Origin of the sequence: Stenotrophomonas sp. NY11291 (genome assembly GCF_023277365.1) — a bacterium.
In the GTDB taxonomy this organism is placed as follows: Bacteria; Pseudomonadota; Gammaproteobacteria; order Xanthomonadales; family Xanthomonadaceae; genus Stenotrophomonas; species Stenotrophomonas geniculata.
Genome location: NZ_CP096975.1, coordinates 4495595 through 4510533 on the forward strand (window position 1 = coordinate 4495595; position 14939 = coordinate 4510533).

Annotated in this window: 14 protein-coding genes; 5 read left to right on the top strand and 9 right to left on the bottom strand. The window is 66.9% G+C overall.

Annotated elements, in window-relative coordinates; genetic code table 11:
* Positions 1-14: 14 nt before the first annotated feature.
* Positions 15-893: a hypothetical protein gene (locus tag M1L61_RS21005; protein ID WP_010481053.1), complete on the top strand. Its 879-nt coding sequence runs from the start codon at positions 15-17 to the stop codon at positions 891-893.
* Positions 894-951: 58 nt separating this feature from the next.
* On the top strand, positions 952-2235 hold the full coding sequence (purD, locus tag M1L61_RS21010; RefSeq protein ID WP_010481051.1) for a phosphoribosylamine--glycine ligase: 1284 nt from the start codon (positions 952-954) through the stop codon (positions 2233-2235).
* 76 nt (positions 2236-2311) lie between these two features.
* Here the strand turns inward: purD and M1L61_RS21015 are convergent, their stop codons facing one another.
* From M1L61_RS21015 to rhlB, 8 genes are all read right to left on the bottom strand, one after another.
* Positions 2312-2644 (bottom strand): DNA-binding transcriptional regulator, encoded by a 333-nt coding sequence (locus tag M1L61_RS21015; protein WP_019338970.1) that lies wholly within the window; start codon positions 2642-2644, stop codon positions 2312-2314.
* Entirely contained in the window at positions 2628-3017 is a 390-nt protein-coding gene (locus tag M1L61_RS21020; RefSeq protein ID WP_100064745.1) for a type II toxin-antitoxin system RelE/ParE family toxin, read from the bottom strand. Before M1L61_RS21020 ends, M1L61_RS21015 begins: the two co-directional genes overlap by 17 nt.
* 169 nt (positions 3018-3186) lie before the next feature.
* A complete protein-coding gene (gene rpoH, locus M1L61_RS21025) occupies positions 3187-4062 on the bottom strand; it encodes an RNA polymerase sigma factor RpoH (protein ID WP_248854063.1) in 876 nt (291 codons plus the stop codon).
* A 279-nt stretch (positions 4063-4341) separates the two neighbouring features.
* Complete coding sequence (ung, locus tag M1L61_RS21030; protein WP_248854064.1) at positions 4342-5055, bottom strand: uracil-DNA glycosylase; 714 nt, start codon at positions 5053-5055, stop codon at positions 4342-4344.
* Complete coding sequence (locus M1L61_RS21035) at positions 5052-5894, bottom strand: response regulator (RefSeq protein WP_019338974.1); 843 nt, start codon at positions 5892-5894, stop codon at positions 5052-5054. The genes ung and M1L61_RS21035 overlap by 4 nt, the downstream gene beginning before the upstream one ends.
* Positions 5895-5901: 7 nt before the next feature.
* Positions 5902-6849 (bottom strand): permease-like cell division protein FtsX, encoded by a 948-nt coding sequence (ftsX, locus tag M1L61_RS21040; protein ID WP_248854065.1) that lies wholly within the window; start codon positions 6847-6849, stop codon positions 5902-5904.
* Positions 6850-6852: 3 nt separating this feature from the next.
* The gene (ftsE, locus tag M1L61_RS21045) at positions 6853-7539 is read right to left on the bottom strand and encodes a cell division ATP-binding protein FtsE (protein ID WP_005419728.1); all 687 of its coding nucleotides are present in this window, start codon (positions 7537-7539) and stop codon (positions 6853-6855) included.
* A 144-nt stretch (positions 7540-7683) separates the two neighbouring features.
* Positions 7684-9405, bottom strand: a complete 1722-nt coding sequence (gene rhlB, locus M1L61_RS21050; protein WP_010481045.1) for an ATP-dependent RNA helicase RhlB — start codon at positions 9403-9405, stop codon at positions 7684-7686.
* A gap of 510 nt (positions 9406-9915) precedes the next feature.
* On the opposite strand from rhlB, the gene trxA reads away from it, so the two are divergent.
* The 3 genes from trxA (at position 9916) to M1L61_RS21065 (ending at position 13999) form a co-directional block, all read left to right on the top strand.
* Complete coding sequence (gene trxA, locus M1L61_RS21055) at positions 9916-10245, top strand: thioredoxin (RefSeq protein ID WP_005411275.1); 330 nt, start codon at positions 9916-9918, stop codon at positions 10243-10245.
* A 229-nt stretch (positions 10246-10474) separates the two neighbouring features.
* Positions 10475-12217 (top strand): transcription termination factor Rho, encoded by a 1743-nt coding sequence (gene rho, locus M1L61_RS21060; RefSeq protein ID WP_029379723.1) that lies wholly within the window; start codon positions 10475-10477, stop codon positions 12215-12217.
* A gap of 207 nt (positions 12218-12424) precedes the next feature.
* A complete protein-coding gene (locus tag M1L61_RS21065; protein ID WP_099559901.1) occupies positions 12425-13999 on the top strand; it encodes a sensor domain-containing diguanylate cyclase in 1575 nt (524 codons plus the stop codon).
* 34 nt (positions 14000-14033) lie between these two features.
* Here the strand turns inward: M1L61_RS21065 and M1L61_RS21070 are convergent, their stop codons facing one another.
* The gene (locus M1L61_RS21070) at positions 14034-14924 is read right to left on the bottom strand and encodes an energy transducer TonB (protein WP_053443846.1); all 891 of its coding nucleotides are present in this window, start codon (positions 14922-14924) and stop codon (positions 14034-14036) included.
* Positions 14925-14939 lie beyond the last annotated feature (15 nt).

The window sequence follows — 14939 nt, forward strand, 5'->3', positions numbered from 1 at the left end:
CTGGAGCGACACGGATGTCCGCAGTCTCACTGAAATCGCTGGCCTTGCTCGCCCTCGCGGGCGCGGCCGCGCTGGCCGGCTGCAAGCCTGCGGCCGCCCCGGTGCCTGCGTCGTCGCCGCAGGCCGCCACGTCGGCCCCTGCCGAGCCGACGGCGCACGTGAGCCGCACCGCGCGACTGCAGGCCTTCCTGGTCCAGCGCTACGGCAAGAACGCCAGGCTCTCCGGTGAATGGCACGGCAGCTGGAACGACGACGGCGAAACCCGCCCGATGGACTGGCACGTCTGCGCCGAGCAACCGGTGGTGAGCGGTGACAGCTGGCAGCAGTTGCTGGCGGTCTGCGGTGCTTTGTCCGAAGGCGCGCACATCGACGCAGGCATGATCGACTTCTTCGTGCTGCATCCGAAGGGCGAGGGCTTCGACGTGACCAGTGAACTGACTGGCGAACGCTTTGGCAGCGGCGGCCAGCCCGGCACCGCCAGCATCATCCGCGCAGGCAGCGACTTCTATGGTTTCCGCGTCGAGGACGGCTGGTTCGGGCAGGGCTTCTCGCTGCTCTCGCAGTCGCTGATCCTGCCAGGCCCGAACGGCCTGGTGTCCAGTGGCAGCGTGCGCAGCCATATCGACAATGACGCCCAGTACGAGTGCGACAACCTGGGGGCCAGCAGCGACCCGGAGACTGTCGAGGACTGCCGTACCCGTCGCTTCAGCATCGATTTCGCCCTGCGTTTCGACGACAGCGATCGCAGCGCGCGCATCTGGCCGCTGCTGATCGAGGAAACCGGCACCACCTGCGGTGGCAAGCAGGTCCGGCAGGAACACCGCTTTACCCTGGACCCGAAGACCTGGGCCTATTCCTTCCCCGAATCACTGCGACGCGAAGGCTGCGAGTGAGCCACGCGCGCCGCCGGGGATATCGATCTTCCCTTCCCACGCAATCTGGAATCTCGTGATGAACGTACTTGTCATCGGCTCTGGCGGCCGCGAACACGCCCTGGCATGGAAGCTGGCCCAGTCCTCCCGTGTCACCGAAGTGATCGTGGCGCCCGGCAACGCCGGCACCGCCAGCGAAGACAAGTGCCGCAACGTGGCGGTGAAAGTGACCGACATCGACGGCCTGCTGGCGCTGGCCCAGGCCGAAGGCGTGGCGCTGACCGTGGTCGGCCCGGAAGTACCGCTGGTGGCCGGCGTGGTCGACCGCTTCCGCGCCGCCGGCCTGCGCATCTTCGGGCCGACTGCCGCCGCCGCGCAGCTGGAAGGCAGCAAGGCCTACGCCAAGGACTTCCTGGCCCGCCACAACATCCCCACCGCGTTCTATGCCGTGCACACCGAGGTGGATGCCGCCCTGGCCTACATCCGCGAGAAGGGCGCGCCGATCGTGGTCAAGGCCGATGGTCTGGCTGCCGGCAAGGGCGTGATCGTGGCGATGACCCTGGCCGAAGCCGAAGATGCCGTGCGTGACATGCTGTCGGGCAACGCGTTCGGCGATGCCGGTGCGCGCGTGGTGATCGAAGAGTTCCTCGATGGTGAGGAAGCCAGCTTCATTTCGATGGTGGACGGCGTGCATGCGCTGCCGATGGCCACCTCGCAGGACCACAAGCGCGTCGGCGACGGCGACACCGGCCCGAACACCGGTGGCATGGGCGCCTACTCGCCCGCGCCGGTAGTGACGCCGGAGGTGCATGCACGCGTGATGCGCGAGGTGGTGAACCCGACCGTGCAGGGCATGATTGCCGACGGTATCCCGTTCACCGGTTTCCTCTACGCGGGCCTGATGATCGACGCCAGCGGCGCGCCGAAGGTGATCGAATTCAACGTGCGCTTCGGCGACCCGGAAACCCAGCCGGTGATGTTGCGCCTGCAGTCGGATCTGGTCGAGCTGGTGGAAGCCGCCATCGATGGCCGCCTGGACCAGGTGCAGGCGCAGTGGGACGCACGCCCGTCGCTGGGCGTGGTGCTGGCCGCGAAGCCCTACCCGGAAGCGCCGATCACCGGTGACGTGATTTCCGGCCTGGACGACGTGCCGGCCAGTGCCAAGGTGTTCCATGCGGGGACTGCATTGGACGCGCAGGGCCAGGTGGTCAGCGCCGGCGGCCGCGTGCTGTGCGTGGCGGCGCTGGGTGACAGCGTGCGCGACGCGCAGGCCAACGCCTATGCCGGCGTGGCCAAGGTGACCTGGGCCAACGAATTCCACCGCAACGACATTGGTTGGCGCGCGATCGCACGCGAGGGGTGAGGCTCCCCCGCTCCCATGCATGGCGCGGATTGAATACCACGGTAAAGCAAAGGCCCGGCATTGCCGGGCCTTTGCTTTACAGGACTGCTTCGAGACCCTTCCGATCAATCAGGTTAAGCAACTTCAGTGACGGTCCGCTGGGTTTCTTTTCGCCCTGCTCCCAGCTGCGTACGGTGGAAACGCTGGTATTGAGAACCCCCGCAAAGACCGGCTGACTGAGCTGCAGTGACGTACGCAGGGCACGGATCTGGGCACTGCTGTACTCAGGGACCGGCTCAAGGCAAAGTGCTTCGTAGCTGCTCAACCGACGTTTATCGATGAAGCCATGCGCGTGCAGACTCACAGCAGCATCATGCACCGCTTCAAGAAGCGCACTTTTCGCGCGCCGTCGCTCAGGGGTCTTCGTCATGGCCGATCTCCTGTAGATCCCCGTACTCCACGGCGCGATTCAGCTGCGCCGTACTCATTCTCAGGAACTCCGATGCGTACAACTGCAGCGCATCCCGTTCCGCATTCGTGATCGCAGCACGTTCATTCTTCTCGTAGCCGAAAAGGAAGAACCAATGCCCGCCTCGCTGTGTGGCGACGATGATTCGAACGCTCCCACGCTTTCCTCGCCCCGGCAACGGAACGCGCTTCTTGAAGATTCCGCCGCCAAGATCAGCATCCACCAGACCCGCTTCCATTTCACGTACCGACCGGTACAGCGCAGCGTCGGACAGGGTGGTCCTACGCATACTGCGATTGAAACTTCGTGTGCGGAAGACGCGTGGCATGATCATACCGTGCCACTGCGTGGTACGGCGTGAACATCAGCATCCAGCACATGACCCGGTCGGCACAATCACCGCTCTGGCGTCAGAGTAGAGCCACGCCATGCGTGGCTAAGCCCCACAAACGAAAAAGGCCCGGCAGTGCCGGGCCTTTTCATTGCTTCAACGCCATCCCGCCTTACGCGGTGAACAGCGCCTTCATCTTCTTCAGCGCGTTCGCCTCGACCTGGCGGATGCGCTCAGCCGACACGCCGTACTCGTCGGCCAGTTCCTGCAGCGTCACCTTGCTGTCGGCATCCAGCCAGCGGCGGCGGATGATGTCGCGCGAACGCGCATCCAGCTCGGCCAGGCCTTCGCGCAGCAGCTGCATCTGGTTGTCTTCGCTGTCGGCACGTTCGTAGGCCATCGACGGATCTTCGTCGTTGGCAACCAGGAACGCGGCCGGCGACGGCGGCGCGTGTTCGTTGTCTTCGTCGGTCGGCGCATCGAAACCGATATCGCGACCGGACAGGCGCGATTCCATTTCCATGACCTCGCGCTCGGACACGTTCAGGTCCTTGGCGACGGCGCTGACTTCCGCCGCGTTCATCCAGCCCAGGCGCGTCTTCGACTTGCGCAGGTTGAAGAACAGCTTGCGCTGCGCCTTGGTGGTGGCGACCTTCACGATGCGCCAGTTCTTCAGGATGAACTCGTGCATCTCGGCACGGATCCAGTGCACGGCGAAGGAGACCAGGCGCACGCCCATGTCCGGGTCGAAGCGCTTGACCGCCTTCATCAGGCCGATGTTGCCTTCCTGGATCAGGTCGCCCAGTGCAAGACCGTAGCCGTTGTAGCCGCGGGCCACGTGCACCACGAAGCGCAGGTGCGAATGCACCAGCTCGCGGGCGGCGTCCAGATCGTTGCCGTCGCGGAAGCGACGGGCCAGGTCCTGTTCGTCATCGACCGACAGCACCGGGATCTGGTGCACGGCACCGATGTAGGCGTCCAGCGAACCGAGCGCATTGGGAATCGGGAGATTGTTTGCCACAAGGGCAGTAGAGGTGTTCTGGCTCATAGGCACCCATCTTAGCAGTCCGGGATTTGGACTGCTAAAGGAGGAAAAAGTTCCAGCATCCTATTGATGCAACACTGGTCCCAAACAGAGCCCTACCGTAGCGCGATTTGATGACAGTGGCGAGCGCGCTTTTCGGGATTCACAATCCCTTGGAATTCAAGCAATTACCTGCCGGAAACCGGCCGATTCCGGTCAAGGTTAGCTGAACAGGCCGTCCCCGGACGCCCATTCAGGGCCGGAAACGTTGCCCGGCGTTCAGCCCCGGACCGGCACCGCCGCTCAGAGCGCCGAACGGGGCGGCAGCGACCAGTCGACCGGGGCCTGGCCGCGACGCTGCAGGTACTCGTTGGCCATCGAGAAATGCCGGCAACCCAGGAAGCCACGATGGGCCGACAACGGCGACGGGTGCGGCGACTTCAGCACGCGATGGCGACCGGTATCGATGACCTTGCCCTTCTGCTGCGCATAAGCGCCCCAGAGCATGAACACCAGGCCTTCGCGCTCGCGGTTGAGCACGTCCACCACGTGGTCGGTGAAGCCCTCCCAGCCACGGCCCTGGTGCGCACCGGCCTGGCCCTCTTCCACGGTCAGCACGGCATTGAGCAGCAGCACGCCGCGCTGCGCCCACGGGATCAGGCAGCCGTGGTCCGGGCGCGGGATACCGAGATCGCTCTCGATTTCCTTGTAGATGTTCAGCAGCGACGGCGGCACCGGCACGCCCGGCGGCACCGAGAAACTCAGGCCATGCGCCTGGCCACGGCCGTGGTACGGGTCCTGGCCGAGGATCACCACCTTCACCTGCTCGAATGGCGTGGCATCGAACGCGGCGAAGATCTGCGGACCGGGCGGGAACACCGCCGCACCGTTGGCCTTGCGCTGGCGCAGGAAGCTGGACAGCTCACGCATCTGCGGCTGCATCAGGTAATCGCCGACATGCTGTTTCCAGCTCGGTTCCAGCTGGATCGTCGGGGTGGCGGCTACTTCATCCATCATCGAATCAGGGGTCCATCGTTCAATCGGGCCAGGCGCAGCTGGAACAGCACCTTGGTGACCAGCAGCCGTTCTTCAATCGGCTTGAGCACCAGGTCGTTGGCGCCGGACTGCAGCAGCCCGGTCTGGTTGTGCGGGTTGCCATCGCCGGTCATCACCAGCACCGGCAAGCGGCGCTTGCCGTAGCCGAAGTCCACGCGCACGCGCTGCACCACGTCGCGGCCGCTCAGCTCGCCCTTCAGGGTGACGTCGGTCAGCACCAGGTCGATGCGATGGCGGCTGCGGCCCAGCGACTCGGCGGTGAGCAGGGTGAACGCCTCTTCGGCGCTGACCACGTGCAGCACGTTCAACTGCTGTCGCTCAAGCATGCGCTTGGTGGCCTCGGCGACCACGCGGCTGTCCTCGATATAGAGGATGGTGGCGCCGGGAATGGTCTGCGGCTGCACATAGCCACGGACGAAGGTCGCCAGTGCCTCGTGGCCCAGCGCCTTGTCGAAATAGTCGGTGACGTACTCGGTGAAGCGGCGCTGCTCCAGGTGCTGCTGGGCATCGCCGGAGACCACGATCACCGGCACATAGGCCTGGCCCGCCGCTTCGCGCACCATCCGCGCCAGCGCCAGGCCGTCGCCATCGCGCAGGGTCAGCGAGGTCGTCACCAGGTCGACCGGGCCCTGCGCCAGCGCCTGCTGCGCGTCTTCGATGCTGTCGCAGCCGATCACCTCCACGCCAGGCAGGTCACGCTGCAGGACGTCGGCGATCAGCTTGCGGACCAGCTTCGACCCGTCGACCACCATCACCCGCGTCGCGGGCCCTTCAAGGTGCTTCAGCGCTTGCGGTTGCATGCCGGTCTCAGGTGTCGGTCGGGCGGGTCTGGCGCAGGAAATGGCCGGTCACCAGCCACGCGCCCAGCCAACCCAGCAGCAGCGTGCCGAGCAGGACCAGGCTGCCATGCAGCAGGTCCAGGCCATGCAGCACGAACGGGCTGCCATAGCTGCGCGACAGCTCGGCCAGCGGCGCGCGCAGGGCGGCGCCGGCCGCAGCAATCAGGGCCAGCGCCACCGCGCCGGCACCCAGTCCATACCACGCGCCCAGGTACAGGAACGGGCGGCGAATGAAGCCATCACTGGCGCCGAGCAGCTGCAGCACGCCGATCTCTTCGCGACGCGCCTGGATATCCAAGCGCACGGTGTTGCCGACCACCAGCGCGGCGCCCACGCCGAGCAGTACCGACAGCACCTGCACCAGCCGTGCGCCGAACGCCAGCCAGGCATCCAGACGCTGGCGCCACAGTGCGTCGTGCTGCACCAGGTCGGCCTCGGGCAGGCTCTCCAGCGCGCGCGCCAGGCGTGCGTCGTCCTTGCCCTGGCCCGGGGTGATCACCAGCAGCGAGGGCAATGGATTGTCGTTGAGTGCGTCGATCGCCTCACCGAGGCCGGCATCGCGCAGTTCCTGCAGGCCCTGCTCGGGCGTGCGCACGTTCACTTCGGCCACGTCGTCGCGGTCGCGCAGCTGGCCGGCCAGGCGCAGTGCGCCGGGACCATCGACGTTGCCCTTCAGGAACACGTTGATGTCGCGCGACTGCTGCACGCTGCCGGCGAACTGCTTGAGGTTGTCCAGCGCGATCGACAGGCCAAGCGGCAGGGCCAGTGCCAGCGCCATGACCATCACCGTCAGCAGGGTCGCCCACGGCTTGCGGCAGGCGCGGCCAAGGCTGAACACCACGCTGTGCACGTGGTGCTGGAACCAGACGCCCACGCGCGAGGGCGCGGCGGCTTCGCTGTTTTCGTTCTTCGCCATGCGTTACTCCGCCAGGTCCTGCGGCGAGATGTCATCCACCAGCCGGCCGTGGTCGAGGATCAGCACGCGCTTGCGCATGCGACGCAGCAGCGGCAGATCGTGGCTGACCACCAGCACGCTGGTGCCGCGCGAGGGCAGCTCGGCGAACAGGGCCATGATCTCCGCGGCCAGGGTCGGGTCGAGGTTGCCGGTCGGCTCATCGGCCACCAGCAGCTTGGGTTCGCCGACGATGGCGCGGGCGATGCCGACGCGCTGCTGCTCGCCGGCCGACAGCTGCGAGGGCAGCGCCTTCTCGCGATGGCCCAGGCCCATCCGCTCCAGCACCGAGCGCACGCGCTTGTTGATGTCGCCACGGCGGGTGCCGCGCAGGATCAGCGGCAACGCCACGTTCTCGGCGATCGAGCGGTCCATCAGCAGGCGATGGTCCTGGTAGACCGCACCCACCGCGCGACGGTGGCGGGGCACGTCGCCGCCACGCACCTTCAGCAGGTTGCGCTCGTCGAACACCACCGCACCGCGGCTGGGCCGCTCGTCCAGGTGGATCAACTTGAGCAGGGTGCTTTTGCCCGCACCGGAATGGCCGGTGACGAACAGCATCTCGCCCGGCGCGACCTCGAAGCTGACATCGGTCAGTGCCTCGTGGCCACCGGCGTACTGTTTGCTGACATTGTCGAAGCGCAGGACACTCATGCCCCGATTATGCAGGACCGGCGCGACGTCGTGGAGATGGTGGGTGCCACCGGCCCCGCCTGGTGGGTGCCGACCGTTGGTCGGCACACCTTTCAAAGCCACCCGACCAACGGTCGGGTGCTACCCGCTGATCGGCAGTAACGATCAGTTGCCCGACAGCATCCGGCGGATCTTGCGGCCGATGCGGGTCAGGAACGAATCACCGGTATCAGCGGCGGTACGCACCGGCTTGGCCACCACCTGCACCGGGGTGACCGGGCTGGCGCCATTGCCGGCAGCGCTCTGCACGCCCTCGGCACCTTCGACCGGACGGCCGTGGCGACGACGACGGCGCTTGCGCGGCTTGTGCTCGCCGTCCACCGCACCTTCCGGTGCGCCTTCGGCGCGCGGCGGGCGCGGCGGACGCGGGGCCTGGGCAACGGCGCCTTCGGCACCGGCGGCCGGGGCGGCAGCGCCCTGTTCGCCCTCCACGCGCGGCTTGCGCGGGCCACGCGAACGGCGCTCGCCGCTGCGCTCACCGTCGCGACCACCACGGCCACCACCGCCTGAACGGCCGCCACTACGGCCACCGCCCCGACGCTCTTCCTCGGCGGCGCGGGCTTCGCGCGCTTCGCGGAAGATCTGGCCGACGCTTTCGTTGTCCTCGCCTTCCTCGCCTGCTGCGGGGGCCGGGCGTTCCGGGCGCGGCAGCGGGGTCAACAGTTCCTTGGTCACCGGCTCGGACGGAATCTTCTGCTCGATATAGGCCTCGATGTCCGGCAGGCCCATTGCATAGCGCTCACAGGCGAAGCTGATCGCGTCTCCCTCTTCACCCAGGCGCGCGGTACGACCGATGCGGTGCACGTAGTCTTCGGCATCGAACGGCAGGTCGTAGTTGTAGACGTACTTGATGCCGTCGATGTGCAGGCCGCGCGCAGCCACGTCGGTGGCCACCAGGATTTCCAGCTGGCCCTTCTGGAAGCGGTTGAGCAGGCTCTCACGCTTCTTCTGCGGCACGTCGCCGGACAGCACGCCCACGCGGTAGCCGGCCTTTTCCAGCGAACGCGCCACACGCTCGACGAACACCTTGGTGTTGACGAAGACCATGGTGCGCGCGCCTTCGCTGCGCGACAGCAGGCCCAGCAGCAGTGGGATCTTCTCGTCGTCGGCCGGGAAGTAGATGCGCTGGCGCACGCGCGCGGCGGTGATGGTCTCGGCTTCGACCACCAGCTTCTGCGGCTCGTTCATGTGCTCGTAGGCCAGCTCCAGCACGCGATGGCTGAGGGTGGCACTGAACAGCAGGGTCTGGCGGGTGGTGCGCTCGGGCATGCGGCGCAGCAGGAAGCGGATGTCCTTGATGAAGCCCAGGTCGAACATGCGGTCGGCTTCGTCCAGCACGCAGATCTCGCAGGCGTGCAGCGACACCACCTTGTGCTGTTTCACGTAGTCGATCAGGCGGCCCGGGGTGGCGATGATCACGTCCACGCCCTGCTGCAGCAGTTCGCGCTGCTTGTCGTAATCCACGCCGCCGTAGACCAGCGCGAAACGCAGGCCCAGATCGGAACCGAACTTGACCGCATCCTTGTGGATCTGGATGGCCAGTTCGCGGGTCGGGGCGAGGATCAGCGCGCGCGGATCTTCCGGCTTGCGGTCGGCCAGGGCCGGACGCGTCAGCAGGCGGTTCACGACAGCGACCAGGAAGGCCAGGGTCTTGCCGGTGCCGGTCTGAGCCTGGCCGGCAACATCACCACCGGGCAGCGCGACGGGCAGGGTCAGCGCCTGGATCGGGGTGCAACGGGTGAATCCGGCTCCTTCAAGACCGGCCTGCAGGGCCGGGTGCAGCTCGAAGGAGGAAAAGGTCAAATCGGTCAGCGGTTTGTCGCTCATGAGTCCGTCTTGGTATGGCCGCCGGCCCGTGGGGCGGCTGGCACTTCAGCGTCTAGGGGCACCGTCGCAAACTGCGGCCCCTGCGGCGGGTTGGCAGGCTGGGACCACCCGGTCCGTGCGCCGCACAATGCCCCAGTTTAACGCACTCGGGCCAGCAAACCGGAATGACCTGTCTCATAAAGCCAAGAGACGGCGCCCTTCACCCAGCCACACCGGACTTGAACGGCCCTGCCAGGCCCGCTGGTGTCGCCCACTGCCAGCCCCATGTACAGGAAGACAGTGAAATCCGACACATACCAGGCATCGAAGCGATCACGATACGCTGGGTTCCAGCCGGCGCCTGTCCCTGCCCTGCGATAGGGGTACACTGCCGGCCGTGAGCGTCCAGGCATCCCGCCGAACGCACCGCGGCAGTGCGCCGCGAGGCAACGACGAGGGTCGCGCCACCGGGCATGGCCCAGTTCACCCACCTCCGGCATGGCCGGGTGCAATCCAAGACGAGAAACCAAGATGAGCGACAAGGTTGTACATGTCGGCGACGCCGACTTTGATAGTGCAGTGCTGAATTCCAAGGAACCGGTGCTGGTCGATTTCTGGGCCGAGTGGTGTGGCCCGTGCAAGATGATCGCCCCGGCGCTGGACGAGCTGGCCGATGCCTACCAGGGCCGCGCCAAGATCGCCAAGGTCAACGTCGACCACAACCGTGCGCTGGCCGCCAAGTACCACGTGCGTTCGATTCCGTACCTGGTCGTGTTCAAGGACGGCGAGAAGGTTGGCGAGCAGATCGGTGCGGTGGGCAAGGCCCAGCTGGCCGGCCTGCTGGACAAGGCCCTGGCCTGATTCCTGCTGTTCTCCGGCAGCCGCCGACCGCGGCTGCCGGCGGGCGCCCCGCGCCCATGATGAATGCTGTTCCCGGCAGCCCTTGCACGGCGCCGCAGGCCGATGATAGTGTCGGCATATCCGGCCGCGTTCGCGTGCCGCACCCTCTGGACGCAGTTTCCTCCAGACCCATTCCCAACGTTCGCCGCCCCAGCCGGGCGCTCGCACCTTCAAGCGAGGAATAACGCTCTTGTCCGATAACACTTCCGAAACCGGCAGCGCCGATGCGCCCGCCGAGAAGCGCGTGCGCAAGCCCCGCGTGAGCAAGGCCGCCGCCCCGGCAGCCGCCGAAACCAGCGCCGCTCCGGCGCAGCCGACCCTGCCGCTGGCCGCCGCGCCCGAGGCACCGGCTGCTGCCCCCGCACCGAGCGCGCCCGCCGCCGAGGCCCCTGCCAGCAGTGGCGGCGGCGAAGGCGGTGAGGGTCGCGAATCCGGCCAGCCGCGCCAGCAGAACCACCAGGGGGGCGGCCAGAACCAGGGCCAGAACCCGTACAACCAGAACGGCCAGCAGGGCCAGGGGCAAGGCCAGGGCAACCGCCGCGACCGCTTCCGCAACCGCCGCGACCGTGACCGCAACAACCGCTTCCGCGACGATGGCCTGCCCAACGACGGCGGCGAGCAGCAGCCGTTCGTGCCGCGCCCGCACGCCAACGTGCCCGAGGGCTTCCCGGTCTACTCGCTGAGCGACCTCAAGCGCATGCCGGCACAGAAGCTGCTGGAAATCGCCGAGCAGCTGCAGATCTCCGAAGGCGTGGCCCGCGCCCGCAAGCAGGATGTGATCTTCGCCCTGCTGAAGGTGCTGACCCGCCACGGTGACGGCGTCGCCGCCGACGGCGTGCTGGAAATCCTGCCGGACGGCTTCGGCTTCCTGCGCGCGGCCGAAGCCAGCTACCTGGCCGGCCCGGACGACACCTACATCTCGCCCAGCCAGATCCGCCGCTTCAACCTGCGCACCGGCGACCACATCTCCGGCCGCATCCGCTTCCCGAAGGACGGCGAGCGCTACTTCGCGCTGAACATCGTCGACACCATCAACGGTGAGCCGATCGAAGCGTCGAAGAACAAGGTGCTGTTCGAGAACCTGACCGCCCTGTTCCCGCGCCGCCGCTTCACCCTGGAGCGTGGCAACGGTTCGTCGGAAGACATCACCGGCCGCATCCTCGACCTGATGGCCCCGCAGGGCAAGGGCCAGCGCTCGCTCATCGTGTCGCAGCCGAAGGCCGGCAAGACCATGATGATGCAGCAGGTCGCTACTGCCATCACCACCAACCACCCGGACGTGCACCTGATCGTGCTGCTGATCGACGAGCGCCCGGAAGAAGTGACCGAAATGCAGCGCACCGTGCGCGGCGAGGTCATCAGCTCGACCTTCGACGAGCCGGCCGCGCGCCACGTGCAGGTGGCCGAAATGGTCATCGAGCGCGCCAAGCGCCTGGTCGAGCACAAGAAAGACGTGGTGATCCTGCTCGACTCGATCACCCGCCTGGCCCGTGCCTACAACAACGTGGTGCCGAGCTCGGGCAAGGTGCTGACCGGTGGCGTGGACGCCAACGCCCTGCACCGCCCGAAGCGCTTCTTCGGTGCCGCGCGCAACGTGGAAGAAGGCGGCAGCCTGACCATCATCGCCACCGCGCTGGTCGACACCGGCTCGAAGATGGACGAGGTGATCTACGAAGAGTTCAAGGGCACCGGCAACAGCGAAGTGCACCTGAGCCGCCGTATCGCTGAAAAGCGCGTGTTCCCGGCCATCGACATCAACCGTTCGGGCACCCGCCGCGAAGACCTGCTGATCGAGCCGGAACTGCTGCAGAAGATCTGGATCCTGCGCAAGCTGCTGCATCCGATGGATGAAATGGCTGCGATGGAGTTCCTGCTCGACAAGATGAAGAACACCAAGTCCAACGACGAGTTCTTCGGTTCGATGAAGCGCTGATCCACGGCGCTGCATCGGAAGAAACCTGCCGCTCGCTGCGGCAGGTTTTTTTTTGCCTGCAGGGCGACGCACTTCACTTCGCCGCCGCCCACTTTTGGCGATAATCCGCCGGCCCCTGCCCGGCCCTGACGGCCTGGCCACCGATTCCCGCTGTCGCCCCTTCCGGAGAACCGGTCGGGTCCAGCCTCCTGCCGGATCCGTCGACGCATGCGAACGCTGTCTCCCCGCCTCAACCTGGGCAAGCTGATCCTCGCCCTGGCCCTGCTCAGTGCCATCATCGCCCTGGCCAACACCCTGCTGGCCAGCTACCGGGTGCAGCGCGACCAGCTGGTCGGCAACACCCTGGAAGCCAACCGCGTCTATGCCACCAAGCTGGCCGAGACCACCCAGAACTTCCTGCTGGCTGCGCAGCAGCAGCTGGCCTATGCCGCGACCCGCCTGGGCGAGCACGACCTCGATCCGAAGCAGGCCCAGGATGAAGCCAGCCGCCTGCAACTGCAGTCCAGCAGCTTCAACTCCTCGCTGGTGGTGGACGCCGACGGCCTGGTGATCGCCACCTCGCCGCAGACCCTGCAGCTGCAGGGTGAGGTGCTGCACAGTGTCGGCAACAACGCGGCACTGGCGGCGCGCCAGCCGATGATCAGCGATCCCTACCAGTCGGCCACGGGCAAGCTGCTGGTGTCGCTGTCGCACCCGATCTTCGACCGCCAGGGTCGCTATCGCGGCTATGTAAGCGGCACCCTGTACCTGCGCCAGCGCAGCGCACTGCACACGCTGCTGGGCAAGCACTACTACCGCGACGGCTCCTACCTGTACGTGGTGGACCGCAATGGCCGCCTGCTGTACCACGCCGATGGCAAGCGGGTGGGTGACTACGTGGTCGGCAACCCGGCGGTGAAGGCCGTGGTGCGCGGGGAGCGTGGCGCACAGCAGGTACGCAACAACCGTGGTGTGTCGATGCTGGCCGGCTATGCGCCGGTGGCGGCCACTGGCTGGGGCATCATTGCCCAGCGCCCGACCGAGGCCACCCTGCAGCCGCTGTCACGGTTGATGACCGCGGTGATTTGGAATGCGATTCCGCTCGGCCTGCTGTCGCTGCTGGTTACCTGGTGGTTCGCGCGCCGCATTTCGATGCCGCTGTGGCAGCTGGCGCGCAATGTGCAGGGCGGCGAGGACACCGGCAATGCGATCAACCATGTCAGCGGCATCCGCGCCTGGTACTTCGAGGTCGCCCAGCTCAAGCAGGCCGTGCTGCACAGCTTCAATGCCCTGCAGGATCGTATCGGCACGCTCAACCGTGCCAGCCGCACCGACCCGCTGACCGGCCTGCTCAACCGCCGCGGGCTGCAGCAGGCGCTGGACGCGCTGCAGGTGCAGGGCATTCCGTTTGCGATCCTGGCGCTGGACATCGATCGCTTCAAGTCGATCAACGACAACCACGGCCATGATGTCGGCGACGCCGCCATCGTCCATATCGCCGACCAGATGCGCCGCTACTCCCGCGACAGCGACATCCTCTGCCGCGCCGGTGGCGAGGAGTTCCTGCTGCTGTTGCCGGGCATCAGCGCCGAGTCGGCGCGACAGGCCGGTGAGCGCCTGCGCCAGCACATTGCCGACCATCCGTTTGAACCGGTCGGCACCATCACCGTCTCGCTGGGCGTGGCCCATTTCCCAAGCTTCCACATCGACGCCGAGCAGGCGCTGCGGCTGGCCGACAAGGCGCTGTACCTGGCCAAGGAGCAGGGCCGCAACCGGGTGGTGGTCTACCCGTACGCCGATTGACGCGGAGCCGGGCTGCCCGGCTCCGCAGCGGGTCTCAGCTCTGTTGCAGCGGGGTCAACAGGCGCAGGCCGCGCTTGGCGGCGTCCACCATGTAGACGCCGCCTTCCGGCAGCAGATCGCTGCCGGCCTGCTCGACCGGGTCCGCCTCGTGCCACGGCACGCTCTGCCGCGGCCCCGGAATGAAAGCGCGCCAGCGGCCATAACGTTCCGCCTCTGCATTGGGATCATGGTTCAGGGCGAAGTTCACCGGGATGCGAACCGTCCAGCTGTCCCGGGTGCTGTCCTCGCCGGTGGTCGGCGGCTTGAAGGTCCACGTGCGGGCGGTGCTGACGCTGGCTCTGGCCAGGATGTCGCGCATCTTGGCCAGGGTCCGCTCGGATGCGACCACGGCCATGTTCACCTGCTCGGCGGCCACGTCGGCCACTGTTCCGTCGCGCGCCACCTTGACCAGCAGCAGCACCTCACCCTGGCCACCGTTTCGGTAGGCCGCCTCCGGGTAGCGCGGCGGTGTCATGTGCAGCTGGGTCACCGAATCAGTGGCCTTCGGATCGTACTCGCTGAAGTCGACACTGGTCATGCTGATTTCATAACCGCCGTCGGCCGCAGCCTTGCCGCGCAGGCGAACGCGCAAAGGGGCCCTCGTGGCCACCGCCTGGCCATCGCGCAGCGTGGGCTCGAAGCGCCAGCCACCGATGGTGCCTTCGACGAAGGAGGCGATGCTCGGGGCGACCATGGCTTTCTGGTCCAGCACCAGCGAACTGACCGCGCCCTCCGGCGTGACCTCGATGTGACCGGACAGCACCATGCTCATTTCCGCAGTCGCACGTACAGCGCGTGCGGTCTGCGCAGTGGCGTCACCTGCAAGCAGGGGGGCGCCGGCACCGACGGCCAGCGCGAGGGCGAGAAACAGTGGAGAACGCATCATTGCCGGATCCTTGGT

Bases quoted from the DNA above. Each gene is read 5' to 3' on its own strand.
- M1L61_RS21015 (WP_019338970.1), bottom strand. From the start codon at position 2,644: ATGACGAAGACCCCTGAGCGACGGCGCGCGAAAAGTGCGCTTCTTGAA.
- trxA (WP_005411275.1), top strand. From the start codon at position 9,916: ATGAGCGACAAGGTTGTACATGTCGGCGACGCCGACTTTGATAGTGCA.
- M1L61_RS21005 (WP_010481053.1), top strand. From the start codon at position 15: ATGTCCGCAGTCTCACTGAAATCGCTGGCCTTGCTCGCCCTCGCGGGC.
- ung (WP_248854064.1), bottom strand. From the start codon at position 5,055: ATGATGGATGAAGTAGCCGCCACCCCGACGATCCAGCTGGAACCGAGC.
- M1L61_RS21020 (WP_100064745.1), bottom strand. From the start codon at position 3,017: ATGATCATGCCACGCGTCTTCCGCACACGAAGTTTCAATCGCAGTATG.
- purD (WP_010481051.1), top strand. From the start codon at position 952: ATGAACGTACTTGTCATCGGCTCTGGCGGCCGCGAACACGCCCTGGCA.
- M1L61_RS21070 (WP_053443846.1), bottom strand. From the start codon at position 14,924: ATGATGCGTTCTCCACTGTTTCTCGCCCTCGCGCTGGCCGTCGGTGCC.
- ftsX (WP_248854065.1), bottom strand. From the start codon at position 6,849: ATGGCGAAGAACGAAAACAGCGAAGCCGCCGCGCCCTCGCGCGTGGGC.
- M1L61_RS21035 (WP_019338974.1), bottom strand. From the start codon at position 5,894: ATGCAACCGCAAGCGCTGAAGCACCTTGAAGGGCCCGCGACGCGGGTG.
- ftsE (WP_005419728.1), bottom strand. From the start codon at position 7,539: ATGAGTGTCCTGCGCTTCGACAATGTCAGCAAACAGTACGCCGGTGGC.
- rhlB (WP_010481045.1), bottom strand. From the start codon at position 9,405: ATGAGCGACAAACCGCTGACCGATTTGACCTTTTCCTCCTTCGAGCTG.
- rpoH (WP_248854063.1), bottom strand. From the start codon at position 4,062: ATGAGCCAGAACACCTCTACTGCCCTTGTGGCAAACAATCTCCCGATT.
- M1L61_RS21065 (WP_099559901.1), top strand. From the start codon at position 12,425: ATGCGAACGCTGTCTCCCCGCCTCAACCTGGGCAAGCTGATCCTCGCC.